General features: G+C 39.8%; 16 protein-coding genes and 1 rRNA gene. 6 read left to right on the top strand and 11 right to left on the bottom strand.

The genetic code is table 11. From position 1 onward, the window contains the following. Nucleotides 1-3: 3 nt before the first annotated feature. The 4 genes from KHS79_RS20475 to KHS79_RS20490 form a co-directional block, all read right to left on the bottom strand. Entirely contained in the window at nucleotides 4-1,392 is a 1,389-nt protein-coding gene (locus KHS79_RS20475) for an HlyD family type I secretion periplasmic adaptor subunit (protein ID WP_212721436.1), read from the bottom strand. A gap of 98 nt (nucleotides 1,393-1,490) precedes the next feature. Beyond that, nucleotides 1,491-3,650 (bottom strand): type I secretion system permease/ATPase, encoded by a 2,160-nt coding sequence (locus KHS79_RS20480; protein WP_212721438.1) that lies wholly within the window; start codon nucleotides 3,648-3,650, stop codon nucleotides 1,491-1,493. 592 nt (nucleotides 3,651-4,242) lie between these two features. Then, the gene (locus KHS79_RS20485; protein ID WP_212721441.1) at nucleotides 4,243-4,620 is read right to left on the bottom strand and encodes a hypothetical protein; all 378 of its coding nucleotides are present in this window, start codon (nucleotides 4,618-4,620) and stop codon (nucleotides 4,243-4,245) included. Between the two features lie 283 nt (nucleotides 4,621-4,903). Continuing rightward, nucleotides 4,904-5,467: a hypothetical protein gene (locus tag KHS79_RS20490; protein WP_212721442.1), complete on the bottom strand. Its 564-nt coding sequence runs from the start codon at nucleotides 5,465-5,467 to the stop codon at nucleotides 4,904-4,906. An 820-nt stretch (nucleotides 5,468-6,287) separates the two neighbouring features. Here KHS79_RS20490 and KHS79_RS20495 point away from each other — a divergent pair. The 3 genes from KHS79_RS20495 to KHS79_RS26165 all read left to right on the top strand — a co-directional run bounded on the left by KHS79_RS20495 (nucleotide 6,288) and on the right by KHS79_RS26165 (nucleotide 13,126). Beyond that, nucleotides 6,288-8,552, top strand: a complete 2,265-nt coding sequence (locus KHS79_RS20495) for a hypothetical protein (RefSeq protein WP_212721444.1) — start codon at nucleotides 6,288-6,290, stop codon at nucleotides 8,550-8,552. Between the two features lie 634 nt (nucleotides 8,553-9,186). After that, entirely contained in the window at nucleotides 9,187-9,951 is a 765-nt protein-coding gene (locus KHS79_RS20500) for a substrate-binding periplasmic protein (protein ID WP_212721446.1), read from the top strand. A gap of 997 nt (nucleotides 9,952-10,948) precedes the next feature. Further along, nucleotides 10,949-13,126 carry a PKD domain-containing protein gene (locus KHS79_RS26165; RefSeq protein WP_212721448.1) on the top strand — a complete coding sequence of 726 codons (2,178 nt, stop codon included), beginning with the start codon at nucleotides 10,949-10,951 and terminating at the stop codon, nucleotides 13,124-13,126. A gap of 93 nt (nucleotides 13,127-13,219) precedes the next feature. Here KHS79_RS26165 and KHS79_RS20510 read toward each other — a convergent pair whose 3' ends face one another. The 4 genes from KHS79_RS20510 to glnK all read right to left on the bottom strand — a co-directional run bounded on the left by KHS79_RS20510 (nucleotide 13,220) and on the right by glnK (nucleotide 18,237). After that, nucleotides 13,220-15,910, bottom strand: coding sequence for a family 20 glycosylhydrolase (locus tag KHS79_RS20510; RefSeq protein WP_212721450.1), 2,691 nt, complete (start codon nucleotides 15,908-15,910; stop codon nucleotides 13,220-13,222). 114 nt (nucleotides 15,911-16,024) lie between these two features. Next, nucleotides 16,025-16,456, bottom strand: a complete 432-nt coding sequence (locus KHS79_RS20515; RefSeq protein ID WP_094785580.1) for a secondary thiamine-phosphate synthase enzyme YjbQ — start codon at nucleotides 16,454-16,456, stop codon at nucleotides 16,025-16,027. 147 nt (nucleotides 16,457-16,603) lie between these two features. Continuing rightward, the gene (locus KHS79_RS20520; RefSeq protein ID WP_027709602.1) at nucleotides 16,604-17,851 is read right to left on the bottom strand and encodes an ammonium transporter; all 1,248 of its coding nucleotides are present in this window, start codon (nucleotides 17,849-17,851) and stop codon (nucleotides 16,604-16,606) included. 47 nt (nucleotides 17,852-17,898) lie between these two features. Continuing rightward, nucleotides 17,899-18,237, bottom strand: a complete 339-nt coding sequence (gene glnK / locus KHS79_RS20525; RefSeq protein WP_094785579.1) for a P-II family nitrogen regulator — start codon at nucleotides 18,235-18,237, stop codon at nucleotides 17,899-17,901. 598 nt (nucleotides 18,238-18,835) lie between these two features. Between glnK and KHS79_RS20530 the strand changes: the two genes are divergently transcribed. Together KHS79_RS20530 and KHS79_RS20535 are read left to right on the top strand one after the other, a co-directional pair. Beyond that, nucleotides 18,836-19,174 (top strand): accessory factor UbiK family protein, encoded by a 339-nt coding sequence (locus tag KHS79_RS20530; RefSeq protein WP_212721452.1) that lies wholly within the window; start codon nucleotides 18,836-18,838, stop codon nucleotides 19,172-19,174. Nucleotides 19,175-19,347: 173 nt separating this feature from the next. Next, entirely contained in the window at nucleotides 19,348-20,874 is a 1,527-nt protein-coding gene (locus tag KHS79_RS20535) for a YifB family Mg chelatase-like AAA ATPase (RefSeq protein ID WP_212721455.1), read from the top strand. A gap of 5 nt (nucleotides 20,875-20,879) precedes the next feature. Here KHS79_RS20535 and KHS79_RS20540 read toward each other — a convergent pair whose 3' ends face one another. Beyond that, complete coding sequence (locus KHS79_RS20540) at nucleotides 20,880-22,583, bottom strand: putative bifunctional diguanylate cyclase/phosphodiesterase (protein ID WP_212721459.1); 1,704 nt, start codon at nucleotides 22,581-22,583, stop codon at nucleotides 20,880-20,882. Nucleotides 22,584-23,003: 420 nt separating this feature from the next. On the opposite strand from KHS79_RS20540, the gene rep reads away from it, so the two are divergent. Next, a complete protein-coding gene (gene rep / locus KHS79_RS20545) occupies nucleotides 23,004-25,025 on the top strand; it encodes a DNA helicase Rep (RefSeq protein ID WP_094785575.1) in 2,022 nt (673 codons plus the stop codon). A gap of 64 nt (nucleotides 25,026-25,089) precedes the next feature. On the opposite strand, the gene KHS79_RS20550 is transcribed toward rep, so the two are convergent. Both KHS79_RS20550 and rrf read right to left on the bottom strand, forming a co-directional pair. Continuing rightward, nucleotides 25,090-26,190, bottom strand: a complete 1,101-nt coding sequence (locus KHS79_RS20550; protein ID WP_212721461.1) for an extracellular solute-binding protein — start codon at nucleotides 26,188-26,190, stop codon at nucleotides 25,090-25,092. Between the two features lie 236 nt (nucleotides 26,191-26,426). Next, nucleotides 26,427-26,542 (bottom strand): 5S ribosomal RNA (gene rrf, locus KHS79_RS20555). Nucleotides 26,543-26,551: the final 9 nt, after the last annotated feature.

Consider the following 26,551-nt stretch of genomic DNA (forward strand, 5'->3'; position numbering starts at 1 on the left):
CGTTTAACGCTCCCGTAACGCTTCTGACTGATATTCTTGTAAGGGGCTTAATAAATATTCAATCACCCGGCGATCGCCTGTTTTAATTTCAGCCGTAATACTCATACCAGCCCCAAGCTTAATCTCTTCACCATCCACATTGATAACGTCTTTTTCCATTTCAATACGGGCTGGAAAAACTAAACCAAGCTGTTCATGTTCAACGGCATCGCGTGACACATGCTTAATAGTGCCAGCAATTGTTCCGTATTTTGTGTAAGGAAAACTATCAATTTTTATTTCTACCGGTTGCCCGGCTACCACAAAACCAATGTCTTTATTTAAAACCAGTGCTTCAGCTTCCAATAATGCATTTTCAGGTACAATAACTAATAATTGCTGTGCAGGACTGACAACACCACCAATGGTGTGAATTTCTAATTGCTGGACAACACCATCAACAGGCGCCTTTAACGTTTGCAGACGATTTTTTTCAATCGCTTTAATACGTTCCTGAGTGTATTCTGCCACCCGTTTCTGTGCTTCATTTAATTCCTGTCGATCCTCACGCGACCACTGCCGTATAGTTTGCTTGCGTCGATCTTTGATTGTCACTGCAGCGGCTTCAAGCTCTTTAACTTTATTGCGTAAAACTCCCAACTCGCTGCGTAATGACAGTGTTTCCTCCTCCAGCTCCAGCATCTGTAACCGAGGAAATGCATCCCGCTCCACCAGTTTACGCTGCGCCGCCAAACGTTTTTCTTTAGTGGTTAATACTTTATTCTGACTGATAATCTCTGCTTCAGTTGAACTTAACTGAGCCGCATTTTGACTAAGTTCACTATCAATGGTTTCCAGCGCTGCTTCTCGCTCATCTACCTGACTTTGCAATAAATGCCGAGCTTGCTGAACATAGTGCTCTGGTGCATTTATTTCAGGTTTAAATAAGTCTACTGGATTTTCTTGCCGCAATGCCTGCCAACGCGCAATATCCACTTTGGCAAACTGCAGTTGTTCCGTAAGACGTTTTACATCGGCAGCAGCACCTGTCGGGTTAAGCTCAATCAGTACATCGCCTTTTTTGACAAACTGTCCATCCTGTACATGAATACCTATGACTTCAGCCGTTTCAATGGGCTGAATAACTTTGGTGCGGCTACTGACAATTAATTTACCGGTGGCACTGGCGATAATGTCGATACGCCCAATAATGGACCACGCCAGCGCAATAATCACTAAAGCACAAATACCGAGTAAAAATGCACGTCCGTAAGGCGTCGGTGGACGCTCTGTTACTTCTAAATAAGCAGGTAAAAAGTCATATTCATGGGCTTTTCGTTTTTCTGGTTTAGGTTCTTTGCGCTGTTGTCGCCATGCAGAAAGTGCGACTTTTAAATGCTGTTTGATGCTCACTTTACTACTCCAGAAGGGCTTTACTTTTACCCTTCATGTATAAAATCTAATCGCTATGGGTATACCCGTGTTATTTCAGCTAAAAACAGCACTACGTGCTAAATCGTAATACTATTTTCTTGCTCCATATTTTCCTGTTGAGCCCACAGGCGGGCATATAGTCCATCTTGTGCTAATAACTGTTCATGCTGGCCCATTTCCACAATTTGCCCATCCGCTAGTGCAATTATGCGGTCACACTCTCTTACTGTGGATAAACGATGCGCAATCACGATGACGGTACGACCACGACAAATGTCGCGCATATTACGTTGAATAATTTCTTGGGAAACATCATCCAATGCACTGGTAGCCTCATCAAAAATGAGCAGGGCAGGGTCTGTTAATAATGCTCTGGCTATGGCAATACGTTGCCGTTGTCCACCGGATAATGAGCTTCCCCCTTCAGCAATAATGGTATCGTAACCATCTGGCAGCTCTAACACAAAATCATGCGCACCGGCCATTTTGGCCGCAGCAATGATTTCATCTAACGGTGCGGCAGGGTTTGATAAAGCAATATTATCCCGAACAGAACGATTAAAGAGATAGTTTTCCTGTAAAACCACCCCAATCTGTTGACGCAGACTCGATGGCTCAAGCTGTGCGACATTTGCCCCATCAATAAAAATATCACCTTGCTGTGGTAAATATAAACGCTGAATAAGTTTAGTTAATGTGCTTTTCCCTGAACCTGACGGACCCACCACCCCTATAATCTCGCCAGGCTTAATCATTAAATTAATACCTTTTAATACTGGAGGTAAATCAGGGCGATAACTAAACATCAAGTTTTGTATTAACACCGAGCCTTTTACACGTTGCACTAAATCCTTTTGGCCTTGTTGCTGCTCCATCGGTGTATTCAGTACATCCCCCAACCGGTCAACAGATACTCTAGCTTGCACAAACTGCTGCCATAACTCAGCTAAACGAATCACAGGCTGGCTGACATGATTTGCCATCATATTAAACGCAATTAATTGACCTATAGATAATTCGAGATTTATGACCATCCTGGCGCCAAACCAAAGCACCAATGCCATCGTGACTTTTTGTATTAACATTACGCCATGTGAAGTAAAACTTTGTAACTGCTGGGTACGATAGTTTGCATCAACAAAGTCTTGCGTCTGGCCTTCCCAGCGCTGCTGCATTTGTGGTTCAACCGCTAGGCTTTTAACCGTTTCTGCCCCTGATACTGTTTCAGTTAAAAAAGCATTATTTAGCGCACCGTACTGAAATTGTTCTTCAATACGCTTTTGCATGGGGTTAGTGACTAAATAGGAAAGCAATAAATAAATGGGCACTGAAGCTAACACTATCCCCGTTAAAAACGGTGAGTAATAATACATCACTGCAAAAAATACGAAGGTAAACGCTAAATCTACAATAAGCGTCATACCAGCCCCAGTAATGAACTCGCGGACTGTGGATAACTCCCGAATTCGCATAACCGTCACACCCACACTACGTGCTTTAAAATACAGCAGGGGGAGACGCATTAAATGATTAAATAATTTCGAGCCTAGATGAATATCAATACGATTGGTGGTATGAGCAAATATGTACTCCCTTAAGCCTTTTAATACAACCTCCAAAATACCCACAACAATTAAAGCAATGACCAATACATCCAGCGTGGATCGGCTCTGATGGACCAGTACCTTATCCATCACCACCTGAAAGCCTAGTGGGGCTAATAAAGCTAACGTCTGAAGAAAAACCGAGGCCAGAAGGACTTCACCTAAAAGGCGTCTAAAGCGAACAAACTCAGGAATAAACCAGGTTATATCAAACCGCCGGGTTGCTCCCGCCTGGCGTTTTTCACCTGACACTGAAATTATTTTCCCAGCCCATATCTCAGCTAATTTATCCACTGGAATTATTTCTGGTTGGGGTTTATCAGGATGTTGAATCAATGCCTTACCATCAGCAATTTTAGCCAGTACAAAATACTCGCCGTCCTTCGAAGCAAAGGCTAATGGCAGTTGATCTTGAGAAAGTTTTTTATACTCACACTTAGCCACTTTAACTTTCAATTTTAACGCTTTGGCAAATGCTTTTGCCGCTGTTTCTAAGCGTTGTTTTTGAAACTGCTGTTTAAGTTCATTGGCTTGTTCGGTGTCGGTTATTTCCTGAAATAACAAACCCAGTGTGGTTATACAGCCTAGTGCTGTACTAACGTCCCGCGGTAGCGAGGTTGATTGCTCAGTCATTGACTACCTTATTTAACTGCAAACTGATCCTTCACGAGTACTTTTAAAATCTCGCTGAAGATAAAAACCATCACTGCTTACTATGTAAATCTATTTTCCTTAATACCAAAACAATTCCTTTGTTATACACTTCTTTATGGGCATGCACACCGTTGGTAAGACCCAAATAAAGTGATTTACCAATTCAAAACACATTGAAAAATGTGGTAGCTTCCAAGCTGCTTTTGTATGCCCAGCGCAAAGGGTCTTTAGGGACTGCTGTCAAGTATCTGAGCTGGCAGATAAATGCGTCTTTGTAAACCTCACATCCACCATCTGTATTGATCAAGGGTGCTGACAACAGCTCCTAAAAATAACTCGCAAAGAGCATAACTTAAGGGGTGACATAATACCGGAGTTAAAGAGACAGCACCAGCCAATGCTTATACCCATAATGAAGGGCATTATCCCAGTGCAAACTAAATTGCTTATGGAGATATAACACTAGACACCAGATCAAGAATCAAACAACTCTTTTTAAAGTAGGTTATACCAAAAATAGAACATCAGTACAGAAATCAAAGGTGGAACACCCTGTACTCAGTAACTAAAGTCAGGAGACCTTTAGATAGGCTGCTTCTAAGAGCACTGCCAGCTCTCCGTATTCCATTTCATAATCACGTGTAATATCAATTGACTCAACGGGCTGCTGACCTGCCAGTTCAAGCAAACGCTTTAGCTGATTGCCAGTGATTTCAACTATTCCCACTTTTTCAAATAGAAATCGGTTAAGCAGGCGACCAAAGAACTTGTCCTCTCTGTCCATTATTTGCTCAGCTAGTATTAAACGATTGTTTATAGCCACAAATAACTCTTTATCTGATATAGGAATCTTTGAGTATAACTTATGTAGATTTCGAAGCCATTTCCTCGCACCTTCGTAGGCATGACCGCTAGGAAATGGCTCCCAAACAGGTTTCTTTCTCATCACAACTCAGCACAATACTCTATACCCAAAACGAAGGTTTTTAAGGGGCGGCCGTCAAGTGATGAAGCCCCAGGAGCTTATATTAATAAGTGACTGGGATGGCAGTTAAATGCTCCTGCATAAACTGCATTCCCACCATCCTTGGTGGTCAAGAGCGCTGACAACAAACCCTAAAAATGATTCGTGAAGAGTATATTTGGGTTCAAACGATAAAATCTCGCCATTTTCTCATATAAATATAGTTTACACTCACTTTTGCAAAGGAGAGAAACTAAACACTAAGTTATCAGTTTAAAATTTCAATCTTAGTGCCTAAGGAACTGCGTATTACAAGTACTTTGATGCTATCACCGACCGATACGCGATTATAAGTTGATGTTGAAACTGATGCCATACCATCATAATCTTCAAAATAGACACTTTTTCTTCGATCTCGTTTGCCCCATTTATCTTTATGCACAACTTTAATTTCTTCGACAATGCCTTCCGTATTATATAAAGAAAGCATCCCTGGAACTCCCTTAGCTAAGGCAGCATAAACTATGCTTGATAATACAGCTGCAATTATTGGTATACCTATATAAGTCACAAGATAAAATTTAAGCATCTTGAACTTGGTACGCTCTTTAGGAATTAGTTTTTCATTAAATGCATGTGAAGCGACAAGAATCGGCATCATGATAAATAAGTGTATCAGCGCAATATTTTTAGCCCAATAACTAACCTGTTGGCTTGGATAGAAAATTGCGAAAAAATCGCCATAAACTGCAAAGATAAGGATTATATTGAAAAAAACAGCATAAATAGTTATTAATATTATCTTAAGTGGCATAGACCAAGACGTTTGCATTATTTCATTACAGTGGAATTTTTTGTGCTTTCCTAGAATTTATCATGACCGGAAATAACTATATTTAAGTGCATATTAAGCTAAGACAAAAGGCGACAGATTATAATTTTATACAGACACAAGTGTCAAGAACCATACATCAGTTAACAATGTTCTCATATTGAATGTACATGTGTGAAAGTATTTTTTTGGCTTATCTAAACTTGAATCAGAACGAAAATCCTATCAATGTAAAATTGTAATTTTTTTATAACAACCTTACCTAACCAAATATATTTATATAAAAATATGAATAACTATAAAATACTTTAACAATCCATTCACCCTTTATCTATATTCGACTTAACATTTTATTAAGATAGCAAAATAGTAATATTACAACCAAAATAAGGCTTGCTACTTCTCTCGAAATAAACCAGCGTTTTATTTATGTAAAATTACTAAAAAATCATTCAATATTAATACAACACTTTTTTCTTATATATGCTTCACATCAAACCGCCTTCAAACGCAACAAAAACTGGTGGTTTTTTAGTTTCTTTTCTGATATTTATTAAGTACTTAATAATCACATCAATTGAACCATGGATCTATTTTTTATCATTAACAAACGAAAAAAATATAAAAAGACATCTTCAAATTTTGTGATTCATAAGTAGTGTATAACTACTCTAAAAATTAAAATTTTAAACTATGCCATCAAGAGTAAACTTAAGATTAATTTTAAAATTATACTCAAACAAAAATCTTAGTTACTCACACAACAAGAACAGGAAGTTCATATCTTTAAATTATGTGTAAAATAAGAGGGTTTGATGTAATGAAACCGATACCCAAAATGTCCTCTCTTGGACTATATCTTTCCTTTGTATTACTTTTGTTGGCAGGGCAATCCAATGCAAACCGATATCCAATTTATAACGTCTACTTAATTAATAATACTGATTATAATATTCGAATTGAAACTGAAGATGGTCATGCCACCATGGTTCCACCTGGCAATGACTCAGGCGAAGCCTATATTTCACCCTGTGATTTTTCTCAGATATTTAACGCGAAGCATGTTTACCAGCTTCCACAGGAAGACAGAGCCATTAGAACACGCTTTGGTATTAGTGACCAAGGAAAGTCACCTTATCTTGAGTTGTTAACTAATCCTTTACAGAACAAATTTAAAGTCGAAAAACGTCCTTCCACTTATGAAGATATAACAGAAGATGTATCAGGCTGGATTGATATAGAAGCCCAAGAAAAACTTAACGCCGGACTAATTAATAGTGTATGGCTTGCTAAAAAGCACGATGTGAATGCTAAAGGCTATAACAAAATCTATGCGCGGGTAGCAATGCTGCCTATGAGTCCTGGCGCAGGATATCGCTTATTTGTGGCCCTCGTTCAAGCCAAGGATGACTTGGATAGCTTCTATGGCTATGCTAATGGTCTTGGTGCACATCATTTTGGGCGTTTTATACGTGAAGTGCGACTTATCAATAACACAGATTATGACCTTATGATTAAAAAGGTCAAAGAAACGCCTGAACGTTATGATGTTCTAAAAACCTGGATGCGTGGAAAAAATAGTAATCAGTTACACCCTTGCAACCTATATAAAGGTGACAAGCTAGAAGATTTCTCCACAGATGATGATAATACCTACAAATATGAAATAGGTTTTATTTCGGAACCGACACCTACTACAGGTACAATATCTACAATAGATGTTTCAGTTGATCTTAAAGATGATCGGTATAAGCTGGATAAAACTGAATATACATACCTCACAAACACTCTTGCAGATAAAACAAGTACCCCCATTACCAATTGGCTTGACTCTTCATATCGTCAGCAAGCGCTTTATAGTTATTGGACACCTAAACACCATCAGTTTGGTAAGCAACAAATTAGCGTTCATACTGCAGTGTTATCGGATGTAATGTACGTTATTTTATCCCAGCAACAAATTAATGATGATAGCAGCTCCTCACCTACTGACAATAAACAAGAAGTCGTGTTTAAAGGTGTCCGCTGGTATAACAAAGGTGGTGGTATTGTACATGAAACACCTCAAAGCTGGATTGCCCGTGGCGCTATGGAGTATGTATACGATGAGTCAAGATCAGACAAGCGCGTAAAAGAAGCTCGTTTTTTCACCGAAAATAATGGTATCGACTCTATTAGCACCTCTGCTCTAAGAAAGTGGAGCTTTGTTTATAGCAATAAAGGCGTTCTGGAAAGGGCGATTTATACTGTTTCCAGTATCAATACTATGTATCTTGACCTTTACTACGACGATCCTCATCAGCGCAGTGGACTCGATCAAAAAGACCTGGATAAAAACCTTTATCCAACACGTGTCGTAAGGTTTGAGTGTTCAGAGACTGAATGTCGCAATAGAGCACGTATCCCATATAACCAACTTCCTGAGCTTTCAAGTGCAAGTAGACAGCAACATGGTTCTTATGGAGTGAGTATTAACCGCTCAGAGGGTTATCCATACTTATTATCCTGGTATACGATCAGTTATAACTATGGCAGTGATAAATACGGCTATATTAATAATCCACAGCAAGAACGCATTACTAAGTACGACTTTTATCAAAACTGGTATGCTGGCGATATGTCTGAGTCCCATGCTATTGCACCGGGTTACATTCAGTTTGTGCGTGGTGAAGGTAATTTGCTTAAAGCCAAAAAAGTTTTTTCAAAAAACGCAACCGTAAGTACAGGTTATCCACAGACCCAACAGGATAACTTTACGTTCAAAAAGTACCATGGGAATAACTTTTTACATGAAATCAATGTTGATTGGTGGGTTAACGATGCTGATACCACCAAAATAACCAACCTAGTACAAGTAAAACCTATTTATATGCCTGAGCCGTCCAGTTTAACCAATAGTGATTTTCGATTTAGAGATATCCATCCTATTGGTGAGATTATGCCTATTCATGATATGTGGATGACTGAGAGAGAGGCTTCATTAACCACGATAGCTGATAGCTCACCAACTGATGATGCTGAGGATGATGGTGACTCCCTAAGTGATCAGTTTATCAATATTATCAAAACCATTATGGACCAGTAGGAAAGTTAGAAATTGAGGTAGCTTTTGATGTACGTTAGTAACTGATAATTACTAGATAATGCACATCCAACGGTTTGCTGCAAGGACGCAGTAACCAAGCCAGCTCAATTTGAATAGCGATATTCTAGAAAAAACTACCAAATTACTTTTTATTATGTTTCTCTCGAAAAGTGATTTTTGAAGACAACACACTCAAAAAAATCCTTCACTGTGGGTATAACATCTCCTTTATATCAAACGTTTGTATACCTTTCACGAATGATTTCTAGGTTTTGTTATCTTCACTCCTCCCCCCAATCACCTATTAATATAGGCTCATGGGTAATATAAGCTCATAGCTCTTTGTCACTCGATGGCCGCACCTAAAAACCATTCGTATTGGGTATATTTTCACTTATATCTCATAAAAAGACCAACGTACGACTTTATTTAACAATTTTTATTTGAATAACATCTCATTATTGATAAATATCTTATTACTGATAAAATTGCTCAACTTTTAATAGGCTTACTCACTAAAAGCGTTATACATGCTATTAATCGTAAAGCACTATCATATCGTCACTGGATGACTTCATCAGTGTTTATGTAAGGTCAAAAGTCACGTCTAAGCCACTTCAAATTGGTTACAATAATGTTGTTACGTACGTTTACTACTACTTTAATTTGCTTATCTCTTAGTCAGGTTGTTCGTGCGAGTGAACCAGAATTCAAGCTGGTGACGGAGAACCTTCCTCCCTTTAACTACAGTGTTCGAAATAAAAGTTTTGAGCATAAACAGGAAAATATTAAGGGTATTTCTGTTGAAATAATTACCGAGTTATTTAAACGTACAGGTTTCAACTACTCTCTTAAACTAAGACAATGGAATCTCGCATATTCGTACGCACAACGAAAGCCTTATCGAGGCGTTTTTGGTACAGTAAAAACTAAGGAAAGAGCAGATTCATTCCAATGGGTTGGCCCACTGCTTGATAATAACTGGGTTGTTTTCGCCAAAAATGACTTCAAAGAAAAAATAAAACATGAACACCAACTTAAAAAATATGAAATTGGTGGTTACAAAGGGGATATACGTGTTAGCTACTTAAAGTCAAAGGGCTTTAATGTCACGGCTATCAGTAATGACCGTTATAACCCTCAACTGTTGGATAATGGTTTAATTGACTTATGGGTATCTGGTAGCTTTTCAGGTCCCCACATTGCCAAACTATCAAAAATTAACGTTAAGCCTGTTTATACAATCCGTAAAGCAGCTGTTTACTTAGCAATGAATAAAGACACTCCCAAAAAATATATTGATGCTTTAAATGCCGAACTTAAAAATATGCATGACGATGGTTTCATTGAACGCGTTATGTCCTCTCATAAAGACGAATTGACTGTTTCTCAGAAATAACTGCACATCAAAAACATATTTAAAATAAATTTGGTAGACTACCTTAAGGAAACTTCTAAAAATAAGTAATTTTTTGGAAGAGCAAGGAAGCTTCTCAGGAAAGATCACCGTATATAAAGACTATATTTGGGCTAAGCAACTACTATATGCTTATCGATAGCAACTGCAGCTTTTTAAAAGCACGAACTAGAACAAAAGTACGAAACCGACACACCTATCACGAAAAAAGTGCACTTTTAGAGTCACCTTTAATGGTATTCCATCTCAGTAATGCTGTTTTAATCAGCTAAACGATCAAGGATGATCTTTTAGCCCCCCTCTTCTCCCCTTTACTTACTTATAACTGTAGCCACATCAATTAACTATAACCACATCAATTTATCTCTGCGAAATATGCAAGATATTAATTCGCATTTTTTATGCCAAACAATACCAAAATAAAAATTTCGACTTACTCAATGTATATTATGTACTTTTACTGATTTTCTAATAGAGGCAATTTACGAAAGGGCTGTTATCTATTTCGCTAACTTCTAAACTTACCCAAACATATCTAACGATTGTGATTAAACCCTTTTTTTAATGATAATTTTTTTGCTTAAATTTATTACAGTAGAAAACAGGAATCATGGTTTATTTTAAGTAAACATTACTTTAACCATATTATGGACAGATTCACGGAAGGGCACTCTATAAATAGTGCATTTCTAGAGGTGCCCGGAATATAAATAAGGAATGAAGACAGATAACTACGGCGTAGTGATTGCTAACAAAATAAGTAGGTATCAAGCATATAGCCACACCATACAACAAACTGTTGTTTATTAGTTCACATGTGTTTTCTAAAAAATTCACACTTTTAATATCTAAAATCAACAGCAAGTTTATCGTCAGCAAACTATGCACTGTACATCAGAATGATGTCTTTATTTTTGCTATACCAGCAACAAAATTGACACCAAATTAATAGAACCAGTTAAAATATTCAGGTTTTTACATGAATCCCAAACTGTCCAAATTACTCATTTACAGCACATGCTTTCTCGCATTGACAGCATGTGACGATGACGATAAACCCAAGCCTCCTGGTGATGGTGACCCACCTCAAACCAATCAAACACCTATAGCATCAGTAAATTATCAGTGTCAGCAATTAACATGTAGTTTTAGTGGTGCTGACAGCAAAGACCCTGATGGGCAAATTGTTAAATATGTCTGGCAATTCGGTGATGGCCAAGGCTCTACAGAAATTTCACCACAACATACTTATACTGAAGCTGGCACTTATAAAGTCTCACTCATGGTAGCAGACGACAAGCAAGCTGCAGATAAAAAGACGATTGAAGTTACTGTCAAAAGCGATGGTCCTGGTGATGATGGTGACACACCAGATGATGATCCCACAAATGCTAATAATGAATGTAACAACTGGGAAGCGAAACACAAAGACTGGATTTGGTGTGACGATTTCGAAGGTGGTCTCAGTTTAGCTGAAAAATACGGCAAAAATAGTGTTCAACAAGGTGAGCATAGCGATTCACTCACAACTACAGACAATGATGCTGCAAATGGTAAGCATGCCCTGGTACTCAAATGGGGTAAAGACCAGAAAAATGCGGGATCATTCCGTCGTAACTTTGGCTTAGTACCTTTCAACTCATCGGCTGATGATTTGGGTAAAACACCCTATCAGTCAGATAAATTCGAAGAAATATACTACCGTTTTTATATTAAATACCCTGAGAAACAGCAAGGATCACCTAAGAAACTCGTTCGTGCTGTTGGTGTTGCTGATGGTAAAAGTCAGTTTGGTCCACAGTCTTTTATAGCTGGCTTAATTCATAGTCCATCAGATGAAAAGCTAGCACTTGATACATGGACCGGCTTTGATCCTGCAAATCCAGACTCAACACTAAAGACTGTCAAGTGGGATGATATTGATAACCTGACAGCACTTTCTGATACTTCAGGCGATGATGATATTCCTCCACCACCACCTCCAGGCCAGAAAAATGTAGCAGACCCTGACGATGATGGAGACATTCCCCCACCTCCGCCACCGCCTGGTGATGGGGATGATACATCTGATGATGGGGATATTCCTCCACCTCCACCGCCAGGAGATGGCGATGATGATGGTGATAAACCTGATGATCCAGATACTCCAATTCCTCCACCACCAGGTGATGGCGATAAGCCAGGGGATGGTCAAAACCCATTAACAAAAGGTCAGTGGCATTGCGTTGAGGTTAAAGTCAAGCTCAACTCAACAGAACCATACGCTAGCAATGGCACTATGCAGGTCATGATTGATGGCAAGCCGCAAGATGAATTAACGGCTGGAGATCTCAACTGGACAGGAAAATGGCGTAATTACGGTATTAATGCAATCCAGTTTGAAAGCGTTTGGGAAAACAACAGCGATCAGGAACGTCAAAGCTATATCGATTCCTTTGTCATTTCAAAGGCACCCATAGGTTGTCATAAAGGTGATGGTGATGACGACGGCGATAACCCTGATGATCCAAATATTCCACCACCTCCGCCTCCTGGGGATGGCGATGACGATGGTGACAACCCTGACGATCCAAATATTCCACCACCTCCGCCTCCTGGGGATGGCGATGACGATGGTGATAACCCCGATGACCCAAATATTCCACCACCTCCACCTCCTGGGGATGGTGATGACGATGGTGATAACCCCGATGACCCAAATATTCCACCACCCCCACCTCCAGGGGATGGCGATGACGGAGATGATTCTGGGGATGATGACTTGCCACCTCCACCGCCACCGCCAGGAACCCCTGATGATGACGGTGATAAACCCAACGATCCGGATATTCCACCACCTTTACCGCCATCAGGGCCTGATAAGGGTGACGAAAAACCCACTGCACCCACTGGCTTATCGATTTCAGTTTCAAGCGTAAATGGTCAAAAAGCAGTGACGCTGCAATGGCAAGATACAAGCAACAATGAGCTTATGTTTGTCATTCAAAAGCGTGAAAAAGGGAAGGACTGGCAATACCTAAATACTGTTGAAACCAATACAACACAATTTATTGATAAAATAGTAGAGGCCGGAAAGACCTATAAATACCGGGTAAAAGCCACCAATAAAACCGGTGACTCCAACTTTAGTAATGTGGTATCTGGATCTGCCACTTAGTCAAAAAAATACCCACGACAGTGGGCAGTGAATAACTATAAAAAGGGCTGTTAAACAGCCCTTTTTTTATCAGCTATATCTATTGAGAATTATTTATGGCGATAACACAGTTGTCCGACTACTCCGCCCATTTGTGGAAAATGTTTTTAGTTTTATTTGCCCTGCTACTGGGTCAAATGGTTGTTGATACTTTTGAGACTTCAATGATGGCTCACTGCCATCAATGGTATAACGTATAGTCAAACCAGGAAAAGCTGTATTAGCATGTATTTTACCACCAACCAATTTAGCACCAGGCAACGGTAAGCGATAATGGTATCCTCCCTGCCAACGATCCAAGCGTGGTAATTCATAACTACCCATACGAAGCGCAAACTGTTGCCAATGTTGATTTAATTTTGAAAAGCGTTTTTTTCTATCTTGCTCGTCAGCCCATGTCGGCTGATTTGCCCATGCTCTTTCAGCCAGTGCAATTAATTTAGGTAATGCTAAATACTCTAGTTGCTCAGCAGATTTAATATTTTCACTCCATAACTGTCCCTGTATTCCCAAAATATTATTTCGTTTATCTACTTGTAAGCGTGTACTATTTTCCCACTGATTATCATTTAATGAATTACCCATCCGGTCCTGCCAAGCCGATTTAAAAATATCAAATGGAGTAAACTCAAAGACAGTACGCGCATTCACAAATCCTGCCCAATAATAACCTAATTCATCTGGATCTTTTTGATATGCTAAATCAAAATATAAATTTGTAGCATTGGCGAGCACAACAGGAAACCCTGCGTTAGCCAGTCGATATCCATAGTCTTCTGTACCCCACCCCCAAACATTATTCCATACATAAGGGCGCATAGAACCTGGTTCGATCATTGGGTTAATGATTACTGAATCATCATCTTTAGCAAAAGCAAGCTCTTCCCAACCACCAGTTTGTTTACGATAAACTTGTACCATTTGATGTACATTATAAACAAACTGACGCTTAAGTCTTTCAACCTGCTGATCAGAAAGTTCTTCAGTACCACCATATAATGCCGTACACGCAGGTGATTTCCGCCAAACACCTTCAGGTACTTCATCACCTCCTAGATGAATTACTGGCACCTCAACACCCGCTTCCTGATACATCCAGTGCAACTCAGCTAATATTTTATTAATGAATAAATAAGTAGAAGATAGGCAGGGATTAATAACATTGTCATGCCAACCCTGAACAGATTTATAAACAGACATATCCTGTAAATCACTGAGTAAGAAGCGAGCAGCTTGATCTGTCAACCCTTCCTGCTGTAAACGAGCATAACGCGCTTCCATTGATTTGATTGCAGCACGAGCATGCCCAGGAAAGTCTATCTCAGGTATAACGGTAACGTGATGACGCTGGGCATAACGCAGCAGCTCAATAAATTCTTCTCTTGTGTAAAACCCTGAACCATTGTTGCTATCTGGAAATGGACCTGATCCAAAAGAAGGCACAAGATGTTTTACTTCATCAAGTGTATGCCCTCTTCGACCACCAACATCGGTTAACTCTGGAAGCCCAAGAATCGCTATGCGCCAACCTTCATCATCCGTCAGGTGCAGATGCAATTTATTTAATTTGTATAGCGCTAACACATCTATCAATCGCTTAACCGTTACTAAAGAGCTGAAATGTCGAGCCACATCAAGATGTACACCACGATATTCAAACCGAGGATAGTCTTTAATATGCATTACAGGAAATAATAAATGCCTGTGAGTTTCTTGTTTAACGGTATTACTTAAATAATTTTCTACTGGAGCCAAACCTAATAATGTTTGTATACCATAAAAAATACCTGCAGGTTTTTCAGCATAAATATTTATACCTTGCAGTTTATCAATTGTTAGCTCATAACCATCATTAACAATCTTAGTTGATTGTTGATTAATTGTTGGTTGGTTAATTAAACAAATACTAAAAGGCTTATATTCACATCGCTTTGCAAAACTGACAGGCCAGTCTAACTCAACAGTGAGCATTTTTCTTAAATACTCAGCTTCATTACGAAATTCATCACTAAATGCAATCGTTATTGGCTGATTGATCATCAGTTGTTGATTCTCTGTCTTTTGCACTTCAGCAGGACTTGGTATTACCAGTGACGTACTATTACTGTGGTTATTTGCAAGTATTGGCGTATCTATAGCCAGTAGTTCACGATTTCTGTCAAAACGAACCTCAGCCGTATCAACCGGCCAACGGTCCCCATCAAACCGCTTAGTTTGCTTGTCTGAAGTATGATCTGCAATAACGACATCGTTAATCAGAATAGGTTGGCTATTCTTACTGGGAACAAGATAAAAACCCGCAGGTGCATCTGATTTACTGATTGCCCAATACTGTGCGGTTAGCTGAACTGTCAGCGCTTCGCCAATACTTATGCCTGTAAATCTAGATTTTGGCTCAATATAGAATAAATCACCATTAACATGTTTAATGGAAAGCGTGTCATTAGGCGAATATGCTAGTATTTCTCGTACAAAGTTAAAATAGATACGCCAGTTTTGGTGGGTTAAACTTTGGCTACCATTATTCTTTATGGTTAATTTTGCTGTAAAACTATTTGCACTGTCTTGTAAGTTATCAATTACTTGCCAGTGAATGCTTATATCGTCAGTAGCGTTTTTTATATTTGAATTGTCAGCTGAAGTTGAGAGTGAAAGAAAACTTAGTGGAATAATTATAAATAAAGCTTTGAGAATGTATTCGTACTTTTTTAGGCACTCTATAAATCCATTTGCCCTTATATTCATAATTTCACCTATAGGTCATTTTTAGACTTATTGTAATGATTTATTCATTACAACTTAATTATTATACCTATAAGTAAACTATTTTATATGCTGAAACATTACGCCTATTTTAAGCTACTTGTCGAAACTTTCTCCAAAAAGCGTTGCTACAATTCGATGACTACTTCCATGGGTATGATGTTCTCCAAGATAAATGCCTTGCCAGGCACCTAAAGCCAACTGCCCTTGTGAAACAGGCACAACCAACGAAAAACCTACCAGTGAGTTTTTTAAGTGCGCTGGCGTCGCATCAGCGCCATGACCTCGAGACTGAAAGTGTTCAGCATTTTCGGGTACTAAGTAATTTAAGTGTGACTCAAAATCAGCTCTGACTGAAGGGTCTGCATTTTCATTAACCGTTAAAGATGCCGATGTGTGCTGCATAAACAAGCTCAATAGCCCTACCTTCATCATGCTTACTTCTGGTAGCTCATGTAAAAGCTCCTCAGTCACTATGTGAAATCCTCGTTCCCTTGGTGTCAGTTGAACAATTTTCTGTACCCACATAAAAACCTATCCTGACAGATGAATATGAGCACCTAATAAAAAAGGAGGCATTAGCCTCCTTTTATAATAACTAGCTTAGTAGCTGTTATTATTGCCTCAAACGATCATTAATGATGATTCATTAAAGGCCATCCCATATTCACAATTTTATTTACTGGTAAATTCAGGATAGGCTTCCATACCACACTCCGCAATGTCGGCACCTTCGTATTCTTCCTCTTGACTGATACGAATACCCATTATTTTCTTCAGGAAAAACCACACCACAAAGCTACAGCCAAAGACCCAGGTAAAAATCGTCACGATCCCTAGTAACTGCTTAAGCAATGTTGCATCGCTATTAGTCAGAGGTACAGCTAATAGACCCCAAATACCAACCACACCATGCACAGAAATAGCACCAACTGGGTCATCCAAGTGAAGTTTATCCAAGGCTACGATAGAGAACACCACCAGTAGACCACCAATGCCACCAATTAATGTTGCACCTAGTGCTGATGGTGTTAAAGGTTCAGCGGTAATTGCTACCAAACCTGCCAGCGCACCATTCAAAGCCATGGTTAAATCTGCTTTACCAAACAGTAAACGAGCCGTTACCAATGCTGCTATTACTCCACCCGCAGCGCCAGCATTTGTATTAACAAATATTTGGGCAACCGCATTAGCATTTTCGATGCCTGTCAGTTTGAGCTGAGAGCCACCGTTGAAACCAAACCAGCCCAACCACAATACAAAGGTACCCAACGTCGCAAGAGGCAGATTCGCTCCAGGAATGGCATTCACCTCACCTTTCTTTCCATATTTACCATTACGTGGTCCCAGTAAAATGACAGCCGCGAGTGCAGCTGCAGCACCACACATATGCACTACACCAGAGCCAGCAAAATCTTGAAACTTAGCTTCTTGCAAAAAGCCACCACCCCATTTCCAAAAGCCTTGAACGGGGTAAATAAATCCTGTTAGTACTACCGCAAACATTAAAAATGCCCACAGTTTCATACGCTCTGCAACAGCACCAGAAACAATGGACATTGCAGTTGCTACAAAGACAACCTGAAAAAAGAAGTCAGAACGTGCCGCATAATAAGTTGACCCCTCACTAGATAATACAGCTTCTGCTGTATGCTCATCACCGATGAGTGTCCCTAATACAGGTAAAATACCACCTGCAGCATCTTCTCCTGGATACATAATGGCATAGCCACACAACAGGTACATTGTGCATGCTACAGCGAAAAGTGCGATATTCTTGGTTAGAATTTCGACGGTATTTTTAGCTCGGACTAAACCAGCCTCTAACATGGCAAAGCCCGCAGCCATCCACATGACTAGTGCACCACATACTAGAAAGTAAAACGTATCGAGCGCATAAGACAGTTGAGTTAAGTTTTCCACAATCAGCCCCCCTTTTAGGCTTTAAATAACGTTACCCGGTGACACGCTCAGATAGCATCCGTCCCTGTCTCACCAGTCCGAATCCTCACTGCCTGCTCAAGGGCAACCACAAATATTTTGCCATCGCCAATTTTTCCCGTATTAGCCGCACTTGATATCGCTTCAATCACTTGGTCCAGCATCTCGTCACCAATCGCAATTTCAATTTTGACCTTAGGTAAGAAATCCACAACATACTCAGCCCCTCGATATAATTCGGTGTGACCTTTTTGTCGTCCAAATCCCTTCACTTCAGTAACTGTAATACCTTGAACGCCAATCTCAGAAAGGGCTTCTCGCACATCATCTAACTTGAATGGCTTAATGATTGCCGAAACTAATTTCATTTTAATCTCCTGCAGTTTTATGTCTTGCCCATGGGGGGGCTGGGGCAAGTTATTTATGCAATTTATATAAGCCTAACACCTAAATACAAGTAGATTTATAACCCTTCACATAACTTAGCGCTAACAGCACAAGGCTTCCTTTGCCAAACCCCCTTGTTCCATCAACATCAAGTGGTTATTGATTCGTTTCCTACTCGTACACTCAGCAGAGATAAATAAAGTCATCACATAAAGCTGAGCACTTCTTGAATAAGCATATGTTTAACAACAAGTGACCAGCAGGATATGTGCCATCTATAAAATTCATACTTTTATTTCAAGGAGTTAGCCGATATTTATTAAGCCAACAAGAGGGGGAGAAGCAGAGAATATGCACCAATTTGGTTCAAGCTAAAAAGCTTTGCTCTTTTTATGATCACTCAGCTCTATAGCTAATAATTTGAAGAGGTATAGCCTGTGCCATGCACTCTAAATGATCAGCTACACATAGTTTCTTGCAACATGACTATGCTAAAGTAACAACGCATTCATTACTGCCCTGTAGCATAAGTAACGTATGTTTCCTTAATCGTGCACACTCAACAGAACAGGCTTAAGCATGATCAACAAAGCATTTATTCAATCTCTTAGCGAACAAATCAGCGGCACTGTTGGTGAAAAAGTGCAGCAGCTTATGTCAGGTGAAAAGCCACAAATTCAAAAAGACCTTGAGAATAATATTCACATCCTTCTGCAAACGGCTTTTGCTAAATTAGACTTAGTAACAAGAGAGCAGTTTGAAGATCAGCTGGCGGTATTACAACATACCCGAGCAAAGCTGGAAGCGCTTGAAAAGAAAGTTGCTGCCCTAGAAGCACACCTAGCCTCAGAAGAACAATCAACACTTATTATTGAAAATGCTTCTCAACCTTCATCGCCAAAAGAAAAAGACCATTAATTTGGCTTTAAAAACTTAGTAAAGCGTTTATTAAACTCTCTCAAACAGCCACTAATTCACATTTTTTTGTGGCTATTTTACGAGTTCACAGTCTTTCATCCTCCTATTAGCAGTCTCACTGTACAAAATTTAAACTACCCTCCTCTTTATTAGTGAGCCTGCAAGGATGATTTATGTCTCTGGCTGTTGTGTATACACGTGCTCAGTTTGGTATTAATGCCCCTCTTGTTACAGTTGAAGCCCACCTTTCAAATGGCCTACCTGGCTTGGCTATCGTGGGCTTACCAGAAACAGCGGTTAAAGAAAGTAAAGACCGCGTGCGCAGTGCCCTTTTAAATACGCACTTTGAATTTCCTGCCAAGCGTATCACTATTAATTTAGCGCCGGCCGATCTTCCAAAAGAAGGCAGCCGCTTTGACCTAGCTATTGCTTTAGGTATCTTAGCTGCCTCAGGACAAATTGCCCCAGCCAAACTGGTAGATTATGAATTTATTGGTGAGCTTGCTTTATCTGGAAAGGTTCGCCCCGTCAAAGGTATTTTACCCGCAGCCGTTCAGTGCCAGCTCAGCAATCGAAAACTTGTCATTCCTGAAGAAAACTGTGCAGAAGCCAGTCTTGTTAAAAACTGTACTTTGTTAGGCATTAACAGCTTAAACCAGCTTTGCCAACACTTGCAGGATGACGAGGTGATTACACCATTTACTGCAAGTACTGCAAGCTATACACTTACTCAATCAAAGACCTCCTGTGATATTGCAGAGGTAAAAGGACAACCTCAGGCAAAACGTGCTCTTGAAATAGCCGCCGCTGGTGGCCACAACCTCCTGTTTTTTGGACCTCCTGGAACAGGAAAAACCATGCTAGCCAGCAGATTGCCAAGCATTATGCCTCCCTTAACAGAAAAAGAAGCACTGGAAGTCGCAGCAGTTAACTCAATCTCTCAAAAACCTCGACCTATTACCGAGTGGCTAAATAGAAGTTTTCGAGCACCACATCACACGGCATCTGCGATAGCTATGGTGGGTGGAGGCAGTAGCCCCAAACCAGGAGAAATATCGTTAGCTCACCATGGCGTTTTATTTCTTGATGAGCTACCAGAATACGACCGAAGGGTATTAGAAGTCCTGCGTGAACCAATGGAGTCAGGAGAAATAGTGATTTCTCGTGCTAGCCGACAGGTGACTTATCCTGCCAGGTTCCAGCTGGTTGCAGCAATGAACCCTTGTCCCTGTGGATACCTGGGTGATAGTCGTCAAGCATGCCGCTGTACTGCTCAACAAATAAGCCGCTATCGTCGTAAACTCTCTGGCCCATTACTGGATAGAATTGATATGCATATTGAGGTTGCCGCATTGCCAGATAGTTTGCTTACTCAACGTGCTTCACAACTAAATGTAGAAAGTAGTTCACAGGTTCAGCAACGTGTAATAAAAGCAAGAGAGCTACAAATAAACCGACAAGGAAAGGCGAACAACGAGCTAAGTGCAAAAGAAATAGAGCAATATTGTTCGCTTACTGGAGATGCTCAGCACTTGCTTAATAATGCCTTGAAAAAGCTGGGCTTATCTGCTCGGGCTTATCATAGAATATTGCGAGTATCTCGTAGTATTGCTGACTTAATGGAGAGTGAACAGTTACAAGTGAGTCATATCACAGAAGCTTTAGGCTATCGAAAACTGGATCGTACCGTTTCAATGTAAAAGAGTTAAACTATACAACCTACTAACTCATCAGTACTACGTTCGCAAAATGTGGTAATGGGTACTGGAGGGCTGTAAAAAAAACCCTGAAGCTGATCACAACCCATTTTGGTCAGTACATCAACTTGAGCCTGGTTTTCGACACCCTCCGCCACAACACTTAAATTCAAATTATGCGCTAAGTTAGTAATTGCCTGAACTATTACTGCATCATCAGTATTTGAATTAATCTTACAAATAAAACTTCGATCAATTTTTAAGGTTGATATCGGCAACTGTTGTATATGTGCAAATGACGAAAAACCTGTACCGAAGTCATCAAGTGAAAATGTAATACCCAGCTTTCCTAGTGCACTCATTGCCGCAGCAACTGCTGCTTCATCTTGCATCATGGCTGTTTCAGTGAGTTCAAACTCCAAACATTGCGGAGGCACATCAAACTTTTCCAAAGCATGAGAAATCACTGTAAATAACCTGGCATCTTTAAATTGTTGAAATGATAAGTTAATCGCCATACTGACCTGTTCACCACAAACGTCGATTAACTTTAATAGATCATAACAAGACTGATAGATAACCCAGTGCCCCAAAGGAACAATAAGCCCTGTCTCTTCCGCTAAAGGTATAAAATCACTAGGTAATAATAAGCCACGTAGAGGATGAAACCAGCGGAGTAAACCTTCAACACCACACAGCTTGCCTGTTGTGGTATCAATTCTTGGTTGATAAAGTAATTGGAATTCCTTTTGCTTTATAGCTTGACGTAGTTCTGTTTCCAAGCAATAACGCTGCTTTGCATGAGTATTCAAATCATGGGAATAAAAACTGTAACTGCTTCCTAGTTGCTGTTTAGCTTGCTTTAACGCAAGGGTGGCATTATGAATTAAGGAGTCAACATTTCTAGGACCATCCACAGCCAGAGCAATACCTATACTGCAACCTATTGTTAATTGGTGTCCAGAAATAATAAATGGGTTGGCCAATACTTTTAGTAACTCTTTAACAGTATGCACCAGCTCTGCCGTCTGACCAATATTATCAATAACGACGCCATATTCATTATCCCCTATCCGTGCAATATGTTCATGTATAGGAAACAGCCGCTTTAGCCGTTGCGCAACATCACATATTAACTGATCTCCTGCCTGATACCCTAACCACTCATTTACTTTTTTAAAGCCATCTAAATCAATCAATAATAACGCAGGAGGCTTATTATAGTGGTTATCGAGCAACATATTATTCAATCGCTGGGTAAAAGTACGACGGCTGGCTAACCCCGTTAATGTATCAATACCAGAAGAAGAATGTGTTTGTGCATACTGTTCTTCAGCTAGCTTTAATAGTGTTTTTAACTGTTCTTTGTTATAGCTTTTACGCAACACATAATAAGCTGCGCCTTTCTTGACTATCCGCTTATATTTATCTGCCGAAATTGAGTCTACTAACAGTAGAACAGGGTAGTCACAGCTTAATACTTCCAATAAGCCTGGGTACTCGTCCATAAACTCTTCAGCAAGCAAGATGACAAGCCTATCCCCCCGGCAACCTTCCAACGTTTCCATTTCGACAAGAGATGTAAGGTGATTTACCTTTAAAAAAAGATGTGAATCATTTTCTTTTAGCAACGATACCAAGTAGCTTTTCTCAGTAATTTTTTTATCTATTAAATATAATTTGGGTTGCCCCTCATTTTGCTGACCTGCCACGAATGTCGGTCCTCCAGTATACACTTGGTCATCGCGCCAACTTTATTGCCGTATATGATCACACAATCAATGAAAATCCACCAAATAATCTCAAACAACTTATCAATAAACTTGACCTATTTTGTCAGTTCGAACAGAGCTATCGTTCTTATACCAAATCAATGATCATGTAAATTGATATCATTTCCCAGTTTTTATTTTTTGAGTAAAAGTCACTAATCAGTGGTTTGATTGGCATATAACTAGCGTCAAAAGTGTACTTTAACCACTTTGTAATAGCTTGCTATGCCAGCTAGTCGTAAAGTACCTGCCTTCACTTCTTGAAACTTAGAAAGCAAAAGCTGCCAAAAATCCATTCGCGGCCAGGATTCAATTTGCTAAAATACACAGCTATTTGTTAGTCAAAGGAGCCCAAAATCTGTGCGTAGACTTAATCCCAGACAAGAAGAAGCTGTAAAATATATTGACTCACCTTTACTTGTCTTAGCTGGGGCTGGGAGTGGTAAAACAAGCGTTATTACCCAAAAAATTGCTTACTTGATTGAGACATGCGGCTTAAAAGCTAAACATGTTGTTGCGGTTACTTTCACTAACAAGGCTGCACGTGAGATGAAAGAACGGGTTGGTCAGCTCGTCAGTGGTAAAACCGCTAGAGGACTTACCGTTTCGACCTTTCATAATCTGGGCCTAAACATCATTCGCCGTGAACATAAAACACTTGGCTACAAACCAGGCTTTTCAATTTTTGATGAGCAGGATGTCAAAGCATTACTCAAAGAGCTCAGTGAAAAGCACTACAGCGAAGGAATGGATAAAATTGATTTAATCCAACATACCATTTCAAACTGGAAAAATGATCTCATCTCTGCCGATCAAGCAATTAGTCACGCAAAAGACGAAGAAGCAGAAGTTATTGCTACAATCTATCAGCACTATATACGCACATTGAAAGCCTACAATGCTGTTGACTTTGATGACCTCATTTTACTGCCGGTGAAGCTTTTTTCTGAAAACCCTACCGTTCTTGATAAATGGCAGAACAAAATCCGCTACCTGCTAGTGGATGAATACCAAGACACTAATGCCTCACAATACTTACTTGTAAAGCAGTTGGTTGGCGCAAGAGCAGCATTCACTGTAGTAGGTGATGATGATCAGTCAATTTATGCCTGGCGAGGGGCACGCCCAGAAAATATGGCGTTACTCAAGGATGACTACCCTAGTCTGAATGTCATTAAGCTAGAACAAAACTACCGCTCAACCAGCCGTATTCTTAAAGCAGCCAATACCGTCATTGCCAATAATCCTCACGTTTTTGAGAAGCGTCTTTGGAGCGACTTTGGTATGGGCGACGAAATTCGTGTTATTCGTTGCCGAAATGAAGAAGTTGAAGCTGAGCGAGTTGCGGCAGAAATTATTACTCATAAGTTAAAGCAGAATACCAAATTCAAAGACTATGCCATCTTATATCGAGGCAATCATCAAGCAAAACTGCTTGAGTTAAAATTACAGCACCATCAAATTCCCTACTTTATATCAGGCGGCACCTCCTTTTTCTCTCGGTCGGAAGTAAAAGATATCATGGCCTATCTTCGGCTAGTTATTAATCCGGATGACGATAACGCATTCTTACGCGTCATAAATGTACCTCGCCGGGAAATTGGTCCAACAACTTTAGAAAAGTTAGGAAACTACGCATCCCAACGGCATATCAGTCTTTTTGCTGCTTGTAATGAGTTCGGTTTAAGCAGTCACCTTGATGAACGTTTTCTTGAAAAGTTACAGCGATTTACTCACTGGATGCAGAAGATAACCCAACAATGTCATCAAGAAGACCCCGTTACTGCTATCAAAGACATGATTCATGATCTGGATTATCATAACTGGCTACGTCAAAACAGTAGTAGCGAAGGTGTTGCAGACAAGCGCATGAGCAATGTCTGGACTCTGGTCGATTCCCTTGAAAAGTCATTAAAAGTGACAGATGAAGAGGATGATGTAGAGGCTGACATTAAAACAGCCATTGGCAAGCTTGTATTAAGAGATATGCTCGAGCGACAAGAGCAAGAGGATGATAGTGACCGTGTTCAGCTCATGACTCTTCATGCCTCAAAAGGACTTGAGTATCCTTATGTCTTTATGATTGGCATGGAAGAAGATTTGCTCCCCCACAGAAGCAGTATTGAAGAAAATAACATAGAAGAAGAACGTCGCTTAACTTATGTTGGTATTACACGTGCTCGAAAGGCATTAACTATGACATTGGCTGGGCAGCGCAAGCAGTTTGGTGAACAAATAGAAACTACTCCTAGCCGCTTCCTTGAGGAGCTTCCAAGTGAAGATGTTATTCGAATAGGCTTTGGTGAGGAGTTAAGTCAGGAAATTAAACAAGCCGCAGGAAAAGATGCCCTAGCTTCCATTCGAAATCGAATCAATCAATAACAGTACAACATAAAAATAGGGCTAAGCTTTTTTATAAACCAAGCCCTTACTCTTTCAGTGGTAACTATTTACCTGTTTTAATACGTGTCCAAGCCCTATTTATAAAGCGCTGGACACTCTTAGAACGCTCACCAAAGGTAAATAATTTACGCTTTGCTTTTTCTGTAGGATAGATACCAGGATCCTTTAAAATATCAGCATCAATAAATGACTTTGACTCTACATTTGGATTTGCATACTTAACGTAATTAGTAATATTTGCAATAACCTTTGGTTCCATTAAGTAGTTAAGGAATGCGTGAGCAGCTTCTGAATGTGTAGCATCCTTTGGAATTGCCAACATATCAAAGGAAATTGGCGCTCCCTCTTCCGGAATATTGTACCTGATGTTAATGCCATTCTTGGCTTCAGCAGCTCGGTCTGCGGCTTGATACATATCACCTGACCAGCCAATAGCTACACATATATCCCCATTAGCTAAATCAGAAATATATTTTGAAGAATGAAAATAAGTCACATGAGGGCTTAATTTTTCAAGCAGCTTAACAGCTTCTTTGTAATCATTTAGGTTCTGAGTATTTGGATTTTTACCCAAATAGTTTAAAACTATAGGAAATACTTCCGTTGGTGCATCTAAAAATGCTACACCACAAGACTTAAGCTTAGCTAAGTTCTTTTCATCTAACAGTAAACGCCAGCTTTTAACAGGGGCATCATCACCCAATACTGCTTTTACCTTTTCAGGGTTATAGCCAAAGCCAGTCGTAGCTAACAAGTAAGGAATAGCAAACTTATTATCTGGATCAATAGTCGCAGATATCTCCTTCATCATATCACTATCAAGATTTTTCAAATTTGGGAGCTTGCTTTTATCAAGTGGTTGAAAGGCTCCAGCCCTAATCTGTACCCTCAAAAAGTCATGAGAAGGTACCACAACATCATAGCCTGTCTTACCTGATAGCAACTTTGCTTCCAGAATTTCATTACTATCAAAGACATCATATTGAGCCTTGATACCTGTCTTCTTTTCAAAGTTCTGTAAAGTATCTTCAGCTATATAATCACTCCAGTTATAGATATATACCTGCTTGGTATCATCTGCTTGAGAAATGAGAGGAAAACATAGAATTGAAGTACTAAGTACCAGAGAGTGTAAGCGTTTCATTAATAGCCATCTCCAATACACATGTCAGTATTGTTACGACAGTTGTTGATGAAATATCCCAGACTTTATTTTAAGCGTAAAACAAAGAAAGAAGACAGGTGAACGAAACCAGCTGAGCATCCCTAACGATTATCTAAGCCCTATGTCATTTCAGCTTAGTAAACAGCCAGCTTTTTTACGCGTTATCCCTAAAAAGTAAAAAGCCCTGGCACGATGTACCAGGGCTTCCAATAAGCGCTTGACGATGTCCTACTCTCACATGGCGAAACGCCACACTACCATCGGCGCTGAGCAGTTTCACTTCTGAGTTCGGGATGGAATCAGGTGGTGCCCACTCGCTATCGTCGTCAAGCATAAACCT

This window comes from Zooshikella ganghwensis, assembly GCF_018263875.1.
GTDB classification, from domain to species: Bacteria; Pseudomonadota; Gammaproteobacteria; order Pseudomonadales; family Zooshikellaceae; genus Zooshikella; species Zooshikella ganghwensis.